Origin of the sequence: Lactobacillus colini (assembly GCF_017874575.1) — a bacterium.
Taxonomy (GTDB): domain Bacteria; phylum Bacillota; class Bacilli; order Lactobacillales; family Lactobacillaceae; genus Lactobacillus; species Lactobacillus colini.
The window spans coordinates 1-14,319 of record NZ_JAGGLU010000001.1; the positions used below are offsets into that span (position 1 = coordinate 1).

General features: G+C 37.3%; 17 protein-coding genes and 1 other annotated feature. Of the genes, 15 read left to right on the forward strand and 2 right to left on the reverse strand.

Annotated features, from left to right (window positions below):
• The 14 genes from J2Z60_RS00005 to J2Z60_RS00070 form a co-directional block, all read left to right on the forward strand.
• Positions 1-1,584 (forward strand): MiiA motif-containing surface protein (locus J2Z60_RS00005; RefSeq protein ID WP_209685052.1); only part of this gene is annotated, 1,584 nt, incomplete at its 5' end.
• A gap of 107 nt (positions 1,585-1,691) precedes the next feature.
• Positions 1,692-1,809, forward strand: a sequence feature (ribosomal protein L20 leader region).
• 38 nt (positions 1,810-1,847) lie between these two features.
• Entirely contained in the window at positions 1,848-2,369 is a 522-nt protein-coding gene (gene infC / locus J2Z60_RS00010; RefSeq protein WP_209685053.1) for a translation initiation factor IF-3, read from the forward strand.
• Between the two features lie 18 nt (positions 2,370-2,387).
• Entirely contained in the window at positions 2,388-2,588 is a 201-nt protein-coding gene (rpmI, locus tag J2Z60_RS00015; RefSeq protein ID WP_209685054.1) for a 50S ribosomal protein L35, read from the forward strand.
• Between the two features lie 31 nt (positions 2,589-2,619).
• Positions 2,620-2,976, forward strand: a complete 357-nt coding sequence (gene rplT, locus J2Z60_RS00020) for a 50S ribosomal protein L20 (RefSeq protein WP_209685056.1) — start codon at positions 2,620-2,622, stop codon at positions 2,974-2,976.
• A 162-nt stretch (positions 2,977-3,138) separates the two neighbouring features.
• On the forward strand, positions 3,139-4,635 hold the full coding sequence (locus tag J2Z60_RS00025; RefSeq protein WP_209685058.1) for a peptide MFS transporter: 1,497 nt from the start codon (positions 3,139-3,141) through the stop codon (positions 4,633-4,635).
• 120 nt (positions 4,636-4,755) lie between these two features.
• A complete protein-coding gene (locus J2Z60_RS00030) occupies positions 4,756-5,280 on the forward strand; it encodes a YqeG family HAD IIIA-type phosphatase (RefSeq protein WP_209685060.1) in 525 nt (174 codons plus the stop codon).
• Positions 5,273-6,382 carry a ribosome biogenesis GTPase YqeH gene (yqeH, locus tag J2Z60_RS00035; protein WP_209685062.1) on the forward strand — a complete coding sequence of 370 codons (1,110 nt, stop codon included), beginning with the start codon at positions 5,273-5,275 and terminating at the stop codon, positions 6,380-6,382. The genes J2Z60_RS00030 and yqeH overlap by 8 nt, the downstream gene beginning before the upstream one ends.
• A gap of 1 nt (position 6,383) precedes the next feature.
• The gene (locus tag J2Z60_RS00040) at positions 6,384-7,022 is read left to right on the forward strand and encodes a nicotinate-nucleotide adenylyltransferase (protein WP_209685064.1); all 639 of its coding nucleotides are present in this window, start codon (positions 6,384-6,386) and stop codon (positions 7,020-7,022) included.
• Positions 7,003-7,599, forward strand: a complete 597-nt coding sequence (yqeK, locus tag J2Z60_RS00045) for a bis(5'-nucleosyl)-tetraphosphatase (symmetrical) YqeK (protein ID WP_209685067.1) — start codon at positions 7,003-7,005, stop codon at positions 7,597-7,599. The genes J2Z60_RS00040 and yqeK overlap by 20 nt, the downstream gene beginning before the upstream one ends.
• Before the next feature lie 3 nt (positions 7,600-7,602).
• The gene (rsfS, locus tag J2Z60_RS00050) at positions 7,603-7,971 is read left to right on the forward strand and encodes a ribosome silencing factor (protein ID WP_209685070.1); all 369 of its coding nucleotides are present in this window, start codon (positions 7,603-7,605) and stop codon (positions 7,969-7,971) included.
• Between the two features lie 10 nt (positions 7,972-7,981).
• On the forward strand, positions 7,982-9,148 hold the full coding sequence (locus J2Z60_RS00055) for a nucleotidyltransferase (RefSeq protein ID WP_209685073.1): 1,167 nt from the start codon (positions 7,982-7,984) through the stop codon (positions 9,146-9,148).
• A complete protein-coding gene (locus tag J2Z60_RS00060; RefSeq protein ID WP_209685076.1) occupies positions 9,141-9,686 on the forward strand; it encodes a DUF177 domain-containing protein in 546 nt (181 codons plus the stop codon). Before J2Z60_RS00055 ends, J2Z60_RS00060 begins: the two co-directional genes overlap by 8 nt.
• A 110-nt stretch (positions 9,687-9,796) precedes the next feature.
• On the forward strand, positions 9,797-10,525 hold the full coding sequence (locus J2Z60_RS00065; protein WP_209685080.1) for a response regulator transcription factor: 729 nt from the start codon (positions 9,797-9,799) through the stop codon (positions 10,523-10,525).
• Positions 10,491-12,026 (forward strand): ATP-binding protein, encoded by a 1,536-nt coding sequence (locus tag J2Z60_RS00070; protein ID WP_425352198.1) that lies wholly within the window; start codon positions 10,491-10,493, stop codon positions 12,024-12,026. The genes J2Z60_RS00065 and J2Z60_RS00070 overlap by 35 nt, the downstream gene beginning before the upstream one ends.
• 53 nt (positions 12,027-12,079) lie before the next feature.
• Here the strand turns inward: J2Z60_RS00070 and yidC are convergent, their stop codons facing one another.
• Entirely contained in the window at positions 12,080-13,060 is a 981-nt protein-coding gene (yidC, locus tag J2Z60_RS00075; RefSeq protein WP_209685082.1) for a membrane protein insertase YidC, read from the reverse strand.
• A 71-nt stretch (positions 13,061-13,131) separates the two neighbouring features.
• Complete coding sequence (locus J2Z60_RS00080) at positions 13,132-13,404, reverse strand: acylphosphatase (RefSeq protein WP_209685085.1); 273 nt, start codon at positions 13,402-13,404, stop codon at positions 13,132-13,134.
• A gap of 107 nt (positions 13,405-13,511) precedes the next feature.
• Here J2Z60_RS00080 and J2Z60_RS00085 point away from each other — a divergent pair, with 107 nt between their 5' ends.
• Positions 13,512-14,279 (forward strand): TrmH family RNA methyltransferase, encoded by a 768-nt coding sequence (locus J2Z60_RS00085; protein ID WP_209685087.1) that lies wholly within the window; start codon positions 13,512-13,514, stop codon positions 14,277-14,279.
• Positions 14,280-14,319 lie beyond the last annotated feature (40 nt).

Here is a 14,319-nt window from a genome sequence, read left to right on the forward strand (position 1 = left end):
TCTACAGAGCAAGAAGTAAAATTGCCAGACAGCAAGGTAGAAGTCGTCGATCCAAACCACTTAACTGATGAAGAAAAGCAGCAAGTTAAGGACAACGTGATCAAGTCCAACCCAGATGCCAAGGATATCAAAGTAGGCGACAATGGAGATACTGATGTAACCTTTGATAATGGTAACCATGGCCATGTCGACGGCAGTGAATTGGTAACTAAGAAGCCAGATACTTCTACAGAGCAAGAAGTAAAATTGCCAGACAGCAAGGTAGAAGTCGTCGATCCAAACCACTTAACTGATGAAGAAAAGCAGCAAGTTAAGGACAATGTAGCCAAGTCTAACCCAGATGCCAAAGATATCAAAGTAGGCGACAATGGAGATACTGATGTAACCTTTGATAATGGCAACCATGGCCATGTCGACGGTAGTGACTTGGTAACCAAGAAGCCAGAGACACCTGCAGAGCAAGAAGTAAAATTACCAGACAGCAAGGTAGAAGTCAGCGATCCAAACCACTTAACTGATGAAGAAAAGCAGCAAGTTAAGGACAACGTGATCAAGTCCAACCCAGATGCCAAGGATGTCAAAGTAGGCGACAATGGAGACACTGATGTAACCTTTGATAATGGTAACCATGGCCATGTCGACGGCAGTGAGTTGGTAACCAAGAAGCCAGAGACACCTGCAGAGCAAGAAGTAAAATTACCAGACAGCAAGGTAGAAGTCGTCGATCCAAACCACTTAACTGATGAAGAAAAGCAACAGGTTAAGGACAACGTGGTCAAGTCCAACCCAGATGCCAAGGATGTCAAAGTAGGCGACAATGGAGATACTGATGTAACCTTTAATAATGGCAACCATGGTCATGTAAGTGGTGATCAATTAATAGTTAAATCTAATGATAGCCATGATAATACGACTGATGCTGATAAGCATCCTGCAGTAGTTCCAGGCACAAAGGTAGAGGTAGCAGATCCAAGTCATTTAACTGATGATGAAAAGAATCAGGTTAAAGATAATGTAGCCAAGTCTAACCCGGATGCCAAGGATATTAAAGTGTCTGATAACGGTGATACAACGTTAATCTACAATGATGGCAGCCAACATAATCTTTCAGGCAGTGATTTGATTATTAAGAAAGATAATAATTCATCTAACACTTCTAATAACACAGATGCTGATAATAATCCTGCAGTAATCCCAGATACTAAGACTCCAGTCCAAGATCCAAATCATTTGACTGATGCGGAGAAGAACCAGATTAAAGATAATGTATCTAAGTCTAATCCAAATGCTAAAGATATATTAGTTAGCGATAATGCAGATACTACTTTGATTTATGGCGATGGATCTAAGAATGTCATTAAGGGAACAGATTTAATAGTTGTTAAATCAACTTCAACTATCTCACCATCTAAGAATATTTCTGATTTGCAAGACAAGGGTAAGAATAATAAGAAAGCAGAATCTGCAAAAGAAACTCTGCCACAAACTGGTGAATCAGATAATATCCTAGCTGTAATTAGTGGTGCAGCAATGCTAATCTTATCGGTAGTAACATTCGGTCTGATTAAGCGTAGAAAAGAATAATCACAGTTAGAGCAAATGAGACATTTAAGGTCTTGTTTGCTTTTTCTGTAAAAAATAATCAACTATGTATTGACTCAATGTAATTAAACCAGTATAATACAGAAGTTGAGAACAAGAAGAAGCTCCCGCTTCTCGCCTAAGTTAAAAATATAGACCTCTAGGCTGATCGATAATATCTGTTGATTAAAGGCGGGCGCATTACTTTGTCCGCCTTTTTCTTGTCCTCGAAATTAACGTGGAGGTGAATACCCATAGCAAGAAATATGATTTTAAACGAAGATATCCGTGCTCGTGAAGTTCGTTTGATTGATTCTGATGGTCAACAAGTTGGCGTTGTATCTAAGAATGAAGCTTTACGTAAGGCTGCTGATGCCGACATGGATTTAGTTCTTATCTCTCCTAACGCTAAGCCACCTGTTGCTCGCGTAATGGATTACGGTAAGTATCGCTTCGAACAGCAAAAGAAAGCTAAGGAAAATCGTAAGAACCAAAAAGTTATCGCAGTTAAGGAAATTCGTTTAAGTCCAACAATCGAAGGCAATGACTTTGACACTAAGTTAAAGCATGTTCGTAAATTCTTGACTAAAGGCGCTAAAGTGAGAGTTTCTATCCGCTTTAGAGGTCGTGCTATTACTCACAAGGAGTTAGGTAAACAAGTCTTAGAGAAGATGGCAGATGAAGCAAGTGACTTATCAACTGTTATTACCAGACCTAAGATGGAAGGTCGCTCTATGTTCCTAATGCTTGCTCCTTTGAGTGATAAAGACAAAAAGAAAAAGAAGTAGTTAATTGGAGGAATAGATATGCCAAAGCAAAAAACACACCGCGCATCAGCAAAGCGTTTTAAGAGAACTGCTAATGGTGGTTTAAAGCGTCACCACGCTTACACTGGTCACCGTTTCCACGGTAAGACTAAGAAACAACGTCGTCATTTGAGAAAAGCTGCAATGGTTTCAGCAAGTGATATGAAGCGCATCAAACAGATGCTTTCCCAAATGCGTTAATTTAGAGAGACTTTTTGAGGAGGAATTTTAGATGCCAAGAACTAAAGGTGGAACTGTAACACGTGCACGTCGTAAGAAGCTTTTGAAATTAGCTAAGGGTTACCGTGGCTCAAAGCACATTCAATTTAAAGCAGCAAGTACTCAAATCTTCGTATCACGTAAATATGCTTTCCGTGACCGTAAGAAGCGTAAGAGCGAATTTAGAAAATTATGGATTGCTCGTATTAACGCAGCTGCAAGACAAAATGGTCTTTCATACAGCAAGTTAATGCACGGTCTTAAGGTTGCAGGAGTAGACATGAACCGTAAGATGTTAGCAGACCTTGCTTACAACGATGAAAAGGCATTTGCCGCATTAGCAGAAACTGCTAAAAAGGCTTTAGCATAAATCAAATTCTAAAAATTGGACTCCAGACTTAGGTCTGGGGTCTTTTTTTGTGTGGTCAAGCCTTTTTAGCAATGTAAGTGCTTTTGACTGAAGTTAGCTTCCTATTATATAATTGAACAATAGTGTTTTTTCACTATAAGATGAGGAGTGAAATTTTTTTAAATGAATAATAACAAGAATATGGACACGGCCTTCTTTGGTCAGCCTCGTGGCTTATCCACTCTGTTCTTCACTGAAATGTGGGAACGATTCAGTTATTACGGAATGCGGGCAATCCTGCTATTTTACATGTATTACGCAGTAACTGAAGGTGGTTTAGGTATGAACCAGACAACCGCAGCTTCGGTAATGTCGATCTATGGATCACTAGTATATTTATCGAGTGTTGTTGGTGGCTGGCTTTCAGACCGTGTCTGGGGACCAAGACGAACCGTCTTCATTGGTGGCGTCTTGATCATGCTAGGGCATATTGTGTTAGCAGTGCCATTCGGTGCGGTTGCATTATATGTTTCTATCGCTTTAATTGTAGCTGGTACGGGTTTGCTTAAGCCTAATGTATCTGACATGGTTGGTGGACTATATTCAGACAATGATCACCGTCGCGATGCTGGCTTTAGCTTATTTGTATTTGGTATTAACTTAGGTTCAGCGATTGCCCCAATCTTAGTACCTTGGGCATCAGATGGATTCGGAATGAAGCTATTCGGTAATACCACTAACTTCCATGCCGGATTCGGTTTAGCTGCTGTTGGTATGTTCTTTGGCTTGTTGCAATACTACTTCGGTGGTAAGAAGTACCTTTCTAATGAAAGCTTACTTCCAACAGATCCTATTTCTAAAGAAGATAAGAAGTCAATTACTAAGAAGGTAGTACTAGCACTTATTCTAGTAGCAATCTTATTAGTAATTATGGCATTGATTGGTCAATTGAATGTTGACAATATTGTTAACTTATTAACTATTTTGGCAATTGCTCTTCCTATCTATTACTTTGTTGTCATGCTTCGCAGCAAGAAGGTTACTAAGACAGAGAAGTCTAGAGCAACTGCATATATCCCGTTGTTTATTGCCGCAGCAATCTTTTGGGGGATTGAAGAGTCTGGTTCTGTGGTTTTGGCGCTTTTTGCCCAAGAAAGAACTGTACTTCATCTTGGTAATTGGCACTTCGAAGCTGCTAACTTCCAGACTCTGAACCCAGTATTTATTATGATTTTAACGCCATTCTTTGTTTGGCTATGGGAGAATTGGAAGAAGCAGCCAAGTTCACCTAAGAAGTTTGCTGCTGGATTAGTATTTGCCGGATTATCTTACGCTTGGATGGCAATTCCTGGGATCTTATTTGGTACTAGTGGTCGTGTAAGTCCATTCTGGCTAGTGGGATCATGGTTTATTGTTGAAATTGCTGAGATGCTTATTTCACCTATTGGGTTATCAATTACTACTAAGCTAGCACCTAAGGCTTATCAATCTCAGATGATGAGTATGTGGTTCTTAGCAGATGCAGCTGGTCAAGCAGTTAATGCTCAGATTGTTAAGTACTATTCTTCTGCAACCGAAATTCCATATTTCTTGGCAGTTGGGGTAGTAAGTATTATCTTTGGTGTTATTTTGCTTGCAATGTCCAAGAAGATTTTTAAGCTGATGGATGGTGTGGAATAATCATTTTTAAAATGTCGTTAAAAATTAGCTTTTTTAACGGTATTTTTTTGGCTAAAATTTCTAATATTTCTTAATTTTTGATAATATATATGTGATATAAATTTGGAGACGACGATTTTAATGTTATTTAGACCTCGATATACAATTGACACTATTTATCATCTTGACCCAGTCCAGCTTAATAAGATGGGAATAACGGCAGTTTTTTCTGATTTAGATAATACATTACTTGCCTGGAATAAAGCAGATACAGCTGTCGAAATGGATCAATTAAACCAAAAGTTAGCTAAAGCTGGTATCAAGCTAGTTGTGATTTCCAATAATAATGCTGAAAGAATTGGCAAGGTACTCGATCCTTACCATATTCAGTTTATTGCTAAAGCTCGCAAGCCACTGCCAATTGGCATCAATAAGGAGCTTAAGGAATTAGGGCTTAATAAGAGCCAAGTGCTGATGGTAGGCGATCAGCTGATAACAGATATTCAAGCAGGAAATTTAGCTGGTGTAGGGACAGTTTTAGTTAAACCACTAGTAGAAACAGATAAGTGGAATACGAGAATCAATCGTTTCTTTGAGAAGTTTATCTTTTTCTTTTTGGGCTTGAAGAAGCCGGTTACTTTTAAGGAGATATTAAAAAATGGATGAACAAATTAAATGCATTGGCTGTGGTAGCACCTTGCAAAGTGAAGATCCTAAGAAGTCAGGATATTTACCTAATAGCGCACTAGAGAAGGCTCTAGCCAATGAAGATAGTGATGTATATTGTCAGCGCTGCTTCCGCCTGCGTCACTATAATGAGATTATGCCAGTCGAAGAAAATAACGATGACTTCTTGGCCTTACTTAATTCAATTGGAGAAAAGAATGCCTTAGTTGTTAATGTTGTTGACTTATTTGACTTTAGCAATTCACTTATTCCATCTCTCAAGCGCTTCATTGGCGGTAATGAGTATGTATTAGTTGGTAATAAGATTGACCTCTTTCCTAAGAACACTAAAGAAAGCAAAGTTAAAGATTGGATGCGTCAAGAATCTAATCGCAGCGGACTTCAACCAGAGAAGATCTTCTTAGTTAGTGCGGCTAAAAAGCGTAATTTAGAAGATTTAATCAATTTTTTAGCTAAAAAAGGCAAAAAGAAAGATATTTATTTCGTTGGCACTACTAATGTTGGTAAGTCTACCTTAATTAATGCTATTATTAGTGCGCGTAGTGAATTAAAGGACGTCATCACTACTTCTAAGTTTCCAGGAACTACATTAGATGCCATTAAGATACCAATTTCTGAGGGGCACTACTTAATAGATACACCAGGTATTATGAGTAAGAACCAGTTAGCAAGTCATTTAACTGGCAAGGAATTAGAAATGGTTGCCCCTAAAAAGCCACTTAAGCCTGCCACTTATCAATTAAAGCCAGGTCAGACTTTATTTTTGGCAGGATTAGGGCGGTTTGACTTTTTAGAAGGTGAGGCTAGTGGTGTAACTGTCTATGCAGAACGCAACCTCTATATTCACCGTACTAAGCTAGAGAATGCGGACGCCTTCTATCAAAAGCACAAGGATGACTTACTCTTGCCACCAAGTCCTGAAGATGATTTAGGACCAATGAAGGGTCAGACATTCTCACCCAAGACAAAAAGCGATGTTTTATTTGGTGGGGTAGGCTTTATTACTGTACCAAAGGATATTGTGATTAAAGCTTATACTCCAGAAGGTATTGGATTAGGAATTAGAAGAGCTCTGATTTAAAATGCAATGTGTAGTAGATGAAAAAACACAAGTAAAGTTCGAACCGACTTCTGCTTCAAAGCTGAGAATTGGAATTATGGGTGGAACATTCAATCCAGTTCATATTGCCCACCTAGTTATGGCGGAACAAGTACGCAAGCAATTAGACTTAGATGAGATTTGGTTTATTCCAAATAATATCCCACCCCATAAAGAAATGGCTAATTCGGTTAGCGCTAAGGATAGGGTTAATATGTTAGAATTAGCAACCCGAACTAATCCTCACTTTAGAGTAATGTTATTTGAAATTATGAGGGGTGGGGTATCATATACGGTCGATACTTTGCGGTACTTGAAGCGTCGTGCACCACGTAATCAATATTATTTGATTATGGGTGGGGATGAAGTAAACGACTTTGAAAACTGGAAGGAGCCACAGACAATTTCGCTTTTAGCAACGCTAGTCGGTGTTAGACGACCTAATTATCCTCAAAATCCTAAGTATCCGATGATATGGGTAGATATGCCTGATCTGAACATTAGTTCTTCATGGATTAGACAGAATGTTGCTACTGGTCAGTCGATTCGGTACTTGGTACCAGAAGAAGTAAGATTATATATTGAACAAAGAGGCCTATATCTTGGAGAACATCGAATTTAAGAATACTTATTCACCACTTTCTAGTGCAGAACTTATTGCTAAAGAAAAGGCTAACATGGATGCTAAACGCTTTAAACATTGTATTGGCGTTAGCCAAACCAGCCGTAAGTTGGCACAATTGAATAACTATGATGAAGATAAAGCAGCTTTAGCGGGATTTATTCATGATTATGCTAAGCAAGTATCTCCTGAGCGCTTTATTGAAGTGATTAAGAGTCAAGGCTTTGATCAAGATTTATTAAATTATAATCGCGCAATTTGGCATGGAATTGTTGGAGTTTACTTTATTGAGCATGAATTAAAGATTACTGATCCAGAGATCCTAACAGCAATCAGACGTCATACTACTGCTGATGTTGAGATGAGTACACTTGATAAGATTGTGTTTGTGGCGGACTTTATTGAGCCTGGGCGCACCTTCCCTGGAGTGGACGAGGCTAGGAAAGTAGCGTTTGCTAATTTAGATGATGGTGTTGGCTTTGAATTAGCTCACACACTAGAATTCTTAATTAAAAATAGGCAAAAAGTTTACCCTAAGACATTAGATGCATATAATAAATGGTCAATTAAGCATTAACATATGAAAGGAAAAATAATGTTAGAAAGCAAAGAATTATTAGATTTAACTATTAAAGCAATTGATGAACGCCATGGTGAAGATACAGAAGCTTACGATATGCGAGGCGTAAGTATCTTATCTGATTACTATATTGTAACTACAGCCGGATCAAACCGACAACTACATGCAATTGCCAACAGTATTATTGATAAGATACATGAGAGCGGTAAAGAAGATTATCGAATTGAAGGTAGTAAGGACTCTAATTGGCTGCTGTTAGATATGGGGGATGTTGTAGCTAATATCTTTACCGAGGAAGCTAGAGAATTCTATGGTCTAGAGAAGCTTTGGAGCAACGGTAAAAGGCTTGAATTGAATTTAGAAGACTAAGGAGATAATCATGAGCGTAGTTGGGATCGTAGCTGAATATAATCCCTTTCATAGTGGTCATGAGTTTTTACTTAATCAGGCACGCTTAGCTGCCGGTAATGATCCAATAATTGTTATGATGTCTGGAAACTATGTTCAGCGCGGTCAGATGGCAATTATGGACAAGTGGAGCCGGGCTAAAGCAGCTTTGTCATCTGGCGCTGATTTAGTATTTGAGCTACCTTTTTCTTTTGCGGTGCAGCCAGCAGATATATTTGCAGGTGGAAGTATTAGACTATTGCATGATTTGGGAGTAAGCGACTTAGTCTTTGGGGTAGAGGATGCCAATTTGAATTTCGCATATTTAGCTCAAAAAATAGCCCAAATTCCGCAAGGTAGTTTTGACTTTAAAGACTATACCCAAACTTATGCAACGCAATATAATCAAATGGTCGCAAGAGAAGTAGGTCATGAGGTCAATCAGCCCAATATGATGTTGGCTATTGCTTATGCCGTAGCTAGTCAATCATTAGACAATCCTTTAACTTTGCATCCAGTTAATCGGATTGGTAGTGGGCATGATGATCTATTAATGCGGGAGAACATAGTTTCATCGGCTACTTCAATCAGAAATTATATTTTGCACCATCAAAATGGCAGCTTAATTGAATTAAAGAATATTGTGCCCAAGCAAGAACTTTTGCAACTTCAAGAACAAGGTGTTTATCCTAACTGGAACTTATTATATAAGTTTCTTAAGTATCGTCTTGAAAGTTCTAGCATTGAAGAATTGCAGAAGATTTATCAAATGAGCGAAGGACTTGAATATAAGATGAAGGAAGAAATTCATGAAGCATTTGATTTCACAGATTTCTTGCGTCGAATCAAGTCTAAGCGTTATACTTATGCACGGCTACGTAGACTGTGTCTGTATACATTATTAAATATTCAGTCAGATGAGCTTTTTGCCTCATTTGATGACATTTCAACGATGTTACTTGGCTACAGTACACGTGGACGTAGCTATTTAAAGAAGATGCGTAAAGATTTTGGAGTTCCTGTAATTTCTAAAGTTGATAAAAGAAGTGCTAATTCGGGAACATTAGCTTTACAAGTCAAGACTGATCGTTTATTTGAACAAGTAATCGGAACTGACCAGAACTTTGGTCGCTTCCCAATTGAGGTAAAAAATGCTTAATTATTCTTATTCACAAATAAAAAATAGCAAAAATCCTGTAACTCATGTCGATAGTGATGTTGAATTGAGTTCAGAATTTTTTGAGCGTAGTAAGGAGCTTATAACTAAAGCTAAAAATGTGCATGTAACTGGTGATTTCTTCTATCAAGAGCCATTTGTTACTGGTAACTTCAGGGTGACAGCTGATGTAGAAGTTCCCTCTACTCGGAGCTTAAAGCCGGTAGAGTTACATCAAGATTTTACTTTTACTGAAAATTATTCAGATGTTAAGCCAACTCAAGAACAGCTTGAAGAGGAAGATACCATTATCATGGTTGAAGATGATCTAATTGATCTTCAAACTGCAGTAGAGGACAACTTATTATTGAGCTTGCCTTCAGTAGTTTTGACCAAAGATGAAAAAGAAAAGGGCATCTTTCCAGAAGGAAAAGATTGGCGTGTTATTTCTGAGAAGGAATATCAGGAAGAAAAGTCAGGTCAAGAAAACCCAGCTTTTGCTAAATTGAAAGATTTTTTTAAAAGTCAAGATAAAAATTAATTTAGTACTTGCATTGTGATTTTATTAAAATTAAAATTAATTTATTAATAATTTTTTTGATTCATGGTTAATGAGTTGCCAGTAAATTTAGAAGGTAGTGAACAGCAAATATGAATAAGATTTTGATTGTTGAAGATGAAAAGAGTTTAGCTAGATTCGTAGAATTAGAATTACGACACGAAGGCTATGAAACCGTAATTGAAAGTGATGGTCGCAAGGCACTAGATTTAGCATTAAAAGAAGATTTTAATGCGATCTTATTAGACTTGATGTTACCTAACTTAAATGGGTTAGAAGTAGCTCGTCGTGTTCGTCAAGTCAAAACTACGCCTATTATCATGATGACTGCCCGTGATTCTGTAATTGATCGCGTTTCAGGGCTTGATCATGGTGCAGACGATTATATTGTAAAGCCGTTTGCAATTGAAGAGCTTTTGGCTCGCTTGCGTGCCGTATTGCGTCGAGTTCAGATTGAAAAGAAGTCCATGGGCGAAACTATGGGCGTGCAGAAGGTTGTTCATTTCAATGACTTAACTATTGAAACTGCTAACAGAATTGTTCACCGTGGTGACAAGCAAGTTGACTTAACTAAGAGAGAGTATAACTTGTTGATGACTCTAATTGAGAATAAGAATAATGTTGTTACGCGTGAACAATTACTCAATACTATCTGGGGACCAGAATCTAAGATTGAAACTAATGTTGTCGAAGTTTATGTACGTTACTTACGTAATAAGATTGATGTTCCTGGTCGTCCATCCTATATCAAGACTGTTCGCGGTACCGGTTATATGGTGAGAACGAATGAAAACGATGAACATCGCGACGAAATCGAATAAAAACGCAAAAGAAGAGACTAAGAGATCGTCATTAGCCTTTAAGTGGGTTAGCGTAGTTGCTGCGACAATCACAGTCTCTTTTGTGATATTTTCGATTGCAATTTATTCCTTGATTCGGCAACAATTAATTCAAAATGATCAAGGAAATACCGAAGAGATAGTTACCACATTTCAAAGGCGTCTAGTAGAAATACCAGATAAGTTAGAAATTTCCAATGTAGTGCCACAATTATCTCCTAATACTAATCGTATCTTGAATAATGCCCCTGTTAGCAATAAAAGAGAAAATAATGTTTTCAATGATGATGTTTTAGCGACATTGGCCAATAGAGATACTACAATAATTATTTATAATCTGGATGGCGAGATTATTTTCAGTAATGGCAATAATGTTACTGACCGTATGCCAGATATTAAGGATAATCATGTGCGTCAACTGGGACATACTTCTAGTGGCTTACATTTAAACATCTATCAAAAAATATACTCTGATCGGACTCATAAGTTGACAGGCTACTTAATTGTAGACAATTCTATGACGCAAACTAATAAGATACTCCATACTATTCGCTTATGGATGATTGGACTATCATTATTGGCAATTATAATCTTTATTATTCTATCTTACTTAGTAGTTAATATTGTTGTAGTTAAGCCAATTAAGAAGATGTCTAAGATCTCGCATGAGATTAATGAAGATCCTAATAGTCAAGAGAGAATTTCAAATTTAAATCGTAATGATGAGTTAGGTGAACTGGCCAATAGCTTTAACCAAATGCTTGATCGGATGCAAGCTTATATCCAGCAGCAAAAGCAGTTCGTAGGGGATGTATCTCATGAATTGAGAACGCCTGTAGCCGTTATTCAAGGACACATGAATTTATTGCAGCGCTGGGGTAAGGATGATCCTGAAGTTTTAAATGAATCAATTAATTCATCACTTCAAGAGGCTAATCGAATGAAGCACTTAATTCAAGAAATGCTTGATTTAACTCGTGCAGAGCAAATTGATATCCAGTTTCCTAATGAAGTTACAGATGTTAATGAAGTGTTGCAGCGTACCGTTAATAACATGAAGATGATTCATCCTGACTTTAGAATTAGTTACGATGATGATTTGAAGCCTCACTCTTTTATTAAGATGTATCGTAACCATCTAGAACAGGTCTTAATTATCTTAATGGACAATGCCATTAAGTATTCACAAGATCGCAAAGAAGTTTTAGTAGATGCGTCTAGTGATCAAAATAGCATTATCATTACGGTGCAAGATTTCGGTGAGGGAATTGCCCTAGAAGAACAAAAGAAGATTTTCAACCGCTTCTATCGGGTCGATAAGGCTCGTACCCGTGAGAAAGGCGGCAATGGTCTTGGCTTATCTATTGCACAGAAGCTAGTTGAAAGCTACCATGGTAAGATTAGTGTAACTTCGCAATTAGGTTCAGGAAGTAAATTTAAGATTGAATTTCCAATTTTGAAAGAAAAACAAAAAAGTTCCTAAAAAGGATAAATAAAAACACCTGCTAGTTTATTAATGGCTAGCAGGTATTTTATTTACTTATTTTTATTATTAGGACGTTTTTGTTTACCAGCATTACGTTGGCGTAAATCTTGGTTTTGTTGCTTCCTTTGGATAGATGTGTCAGAGTTAACATCATCTTTATTCAAGATTTTATTAATAACTTCAGGGGTTACAACTTCTTTAAGTGGGCGGTCTTGTAATTCCGCAGCTACATCTTTTTTAACTTTTGGCATTAAGACGAAGGTAGTAATTAATTGTTGAATGACAATTACGACACCACCAGCCATGAAGTAAAGAGCTAAAGCACCAGAATATGAAATAGAAATAAAGAAAGTCATCGCTGGACTCAAGAAAAGAGTCATTCGCATGGTCTTTTTTTGTTCTTCGGGCAAGCCAATCATTGACAAGTAACCTTGTAATACATAAAGGGCTGTGGCAATAATTGTGAAAACAAATGACTTTTGGCTAAGTGAAATACCGAAGAATGTTGATTGTGCCAAAGTTGATGAATAGGCAACAGCTTGGTAGATACCAGCCATAATTGGCAATTGAATTACTAATGGCAAGCATCCCATTCCGCCGGTCATAGAAAGATTATTTTCACGGTAGATCTTCATTTGCAACTGGCTGATTTCCATTTGTTGAGGCTGACTAAGACCTGGGGTTTTTAGTGCTTTTTGAACTAATTTCATCTGTGGTTGCAATTTTTGCATTTTTTCTTGTTGAGTAGTCATTTTCCGCTGAGAAATTAGACGCAGTGGCATGACAATGAACTGTACAACTAAGGTGATAATACTGATTGCCCAACCAGCACCATTAGTTCCCCCGATTCTTTGGCTTACCCAAATCATGATATTCTGCAGAGGATGACCAAAAATGCTATAAATCCAAGCATATGGTCCACTTGTAGGTGCTTGAAGAGTACCAGAACTAGTTCTAGTAGCACAAGCAGTTAGGAAGATAGCTGTTAGTGCTAGTAGTCCTATTAATTTTAAGTATTTTGATTTTTTCATTCTTAAATTTAAATTCGCCTTTCTAAAAAGTATGTATTAAGTTTACTAGTAAATTTTGATCCTAGCAATGTTTAAAATACTACGTTAAAAGAATGGAGCGGTTTTTCTTCAATATCAGTGACTTCAATTTTGTCGACATATCCTGCTGGAGATGGTGAAGCCTTTACTTTAGATATAAATTCAGCTAGCTTTAGTGAATCACCTTGAGCTACAATTGCAACAGTGCCATCGGCATTGTTTTTGACATTGCCATGGATTCCCATTTGCCGTGCTAGAGCTTGAGTTGACCAACGAAAGCCAACACCTTGGACAAGACCATGAACGATAATTTTTTTAGTTTGCATAAAATTCTCACTTCTTTTTTTATTATTTATTCTACTATCTTAAATATTAACATTTTAATTTCATCGTCGGTAATCTAAAATAATAAACATAGAAAGAAGAATGATAAATGTTAGAAATTAATTCAGTAAACAATAGAACTATCAAAGATATTCGTAAGCTCGAAAAGAAAAAATACCGTAAAGAAAATCACTTATATTTAATCGAAGGCTTTCATTTAGTAATAGAAGCCTTGCAGAGTAAGCAGAAGTATCTTTACCTATTAGGTACTCAAGAAGCCTTAGAACGACTAGAAAGAGAAACTCACCGCAAGTTCGATGATGATAGAACCATCTTGATTAATGAAATGATCTGCGATCATTTGTCTGCTACTAAGAATAGTCAAGATATTTTTATGGTTTTGCCAATTAATCAACCTAAGACGTTTAGTTTTGAATATGGTAGATGGGTTATTTTGGATAATGTAACCGATCCAGGTAATGTTGGTACAATTATCAGAACAGCCGATGCGGCAGGATTTGATGGTGTAGTTCTATCTCAAGCATCAGTTGATCTTTATAATCCTAAAGTACAGCGTAGTATGCAAGGAAGTCAGTTTCATATTCAGATTATTCAGACTCCAGTTATGTCCGCAATTGCCAGCTTTAAAGAGAATGGCTTACCAGTTTACGTTAGCGTGCTGGATAAGGAAGCTAAGAAGCTGAATAATACTCCATCCGTACCACAACTTGCCTTAATTATCGGCAATGAAGCTCATGGTGCTAGTCAAGAAGTAATTGATAGTGCCGATAAGAAGATTTACATTCCACTTTACGGGCAGGCAGAATCGTTGAATGCTGCTGTAGCAGCCGGAATTATGATTTATCACTTTGCCTAATTATTAAACTTGTTTTTAGTAAGTAATTTTTTGTATAATT

Bases quoted from the DNA above. Each gene is read 5' to 3' on its own strand.
- infC (WP_209685053.1), top strand. From the start codon at position 1,848: ATGATTTTAAACGAAGATATCCGTGCTCGTGAAGTTCGTTTGATTGAT.
- rpmI (WP_209685054.1), top strand. From the start codon at position 2,388: ATGCCAAAGCAAAAAACACACCGCGCATCAGCAAAGCGTTTTAAGAGA.
- rplT (WP_209685056.1), top strand. From the start codon at position 2,620: ATGCCAAGAACTAAAGGTGGAACTGTAACACGTGCACGTCGTAAGAAG.
- J2Z60_RS00025 (WP_209685058.1), top strand. From the start codon at position 3,139: ATGAATAATAACAAGAATATGGACACGGCCTTCTTTGGTCAGCCTCGT.
- J2Z60_RS00030 (WP_209685060.1), top strand. From the start codon at position 4,756: ATGTTATTTAGACCTCGATATACAATTGACACTATTTATCATCTTGAC.
- yqeH (WP_209685062.1), top strand. From the start codon at position 5,273: ATGGATGAACAAATTAAATGCATTGGCTGTGGTAGCACCTTGCAAAGT.
- J2Z60_RS00040 (WP_209685064.1), top strand. From the start codon at position 6,384: ATGCAATGTGTAGTAGATGAAAAAACACAAGTAAAGTTCGAACCGACT.
- rsfS (WP_209685070.1), top strand. From the start codon at position 7,603: ATGAAAGGAAAAATAATGTTAGAAAGCAAAGAATTATTAGATTTAACT.
- J2Z60_RS00055 (WP_209685073.1), top strand. From the start codon at position 7,982: ATGAGCGTAGTTGGGATCGTAGCTGAATATAATCCCTTTCATAGTGGT.
- J2Z60_RS00060 (WP_209685076.1), top strand. From the start codon at position 9,141: ATGCTTAATTATTCTTATTCACAAATAAAAAATAGCAAAAATCCTGTA.
- J2Z60_RS00065 (WP_209685080.1), top strand. From the start codon at position 9,797: ATGAATAAGATTTTGATTGTTGAAGATGAAAAGAGTTTAGCTAGATTC.
- J2Z60_RS00070 (WP_425352198.1), top strand. From the start codon at position 10,491: ATGAAAACGATGAACATCGCGACGAAATCGAATAAAAACGCAAAAGAA.
- yidC (WP_209685082.1), bottom strand. From the start codon at position 13,060: ATGAAAAAATCAAAATACTTAAAATTAATAGGACTACTAGCACTAACA.
- J2Z60_RS00080 (WP_209685085.1), bottom strand. From the start codon at position 13,404: ATGCAAACTAAAAAAATTATCGTTCATGGTCTTGTCCAAGGTGTTGGC.
- J2Z60_RS00085 (WP_209685087.1), top strand. From the start codon at position 13,512: ATGTTAGAAATTAATTCAGTAAACAATAGAACTATCAAAGATATTCGT.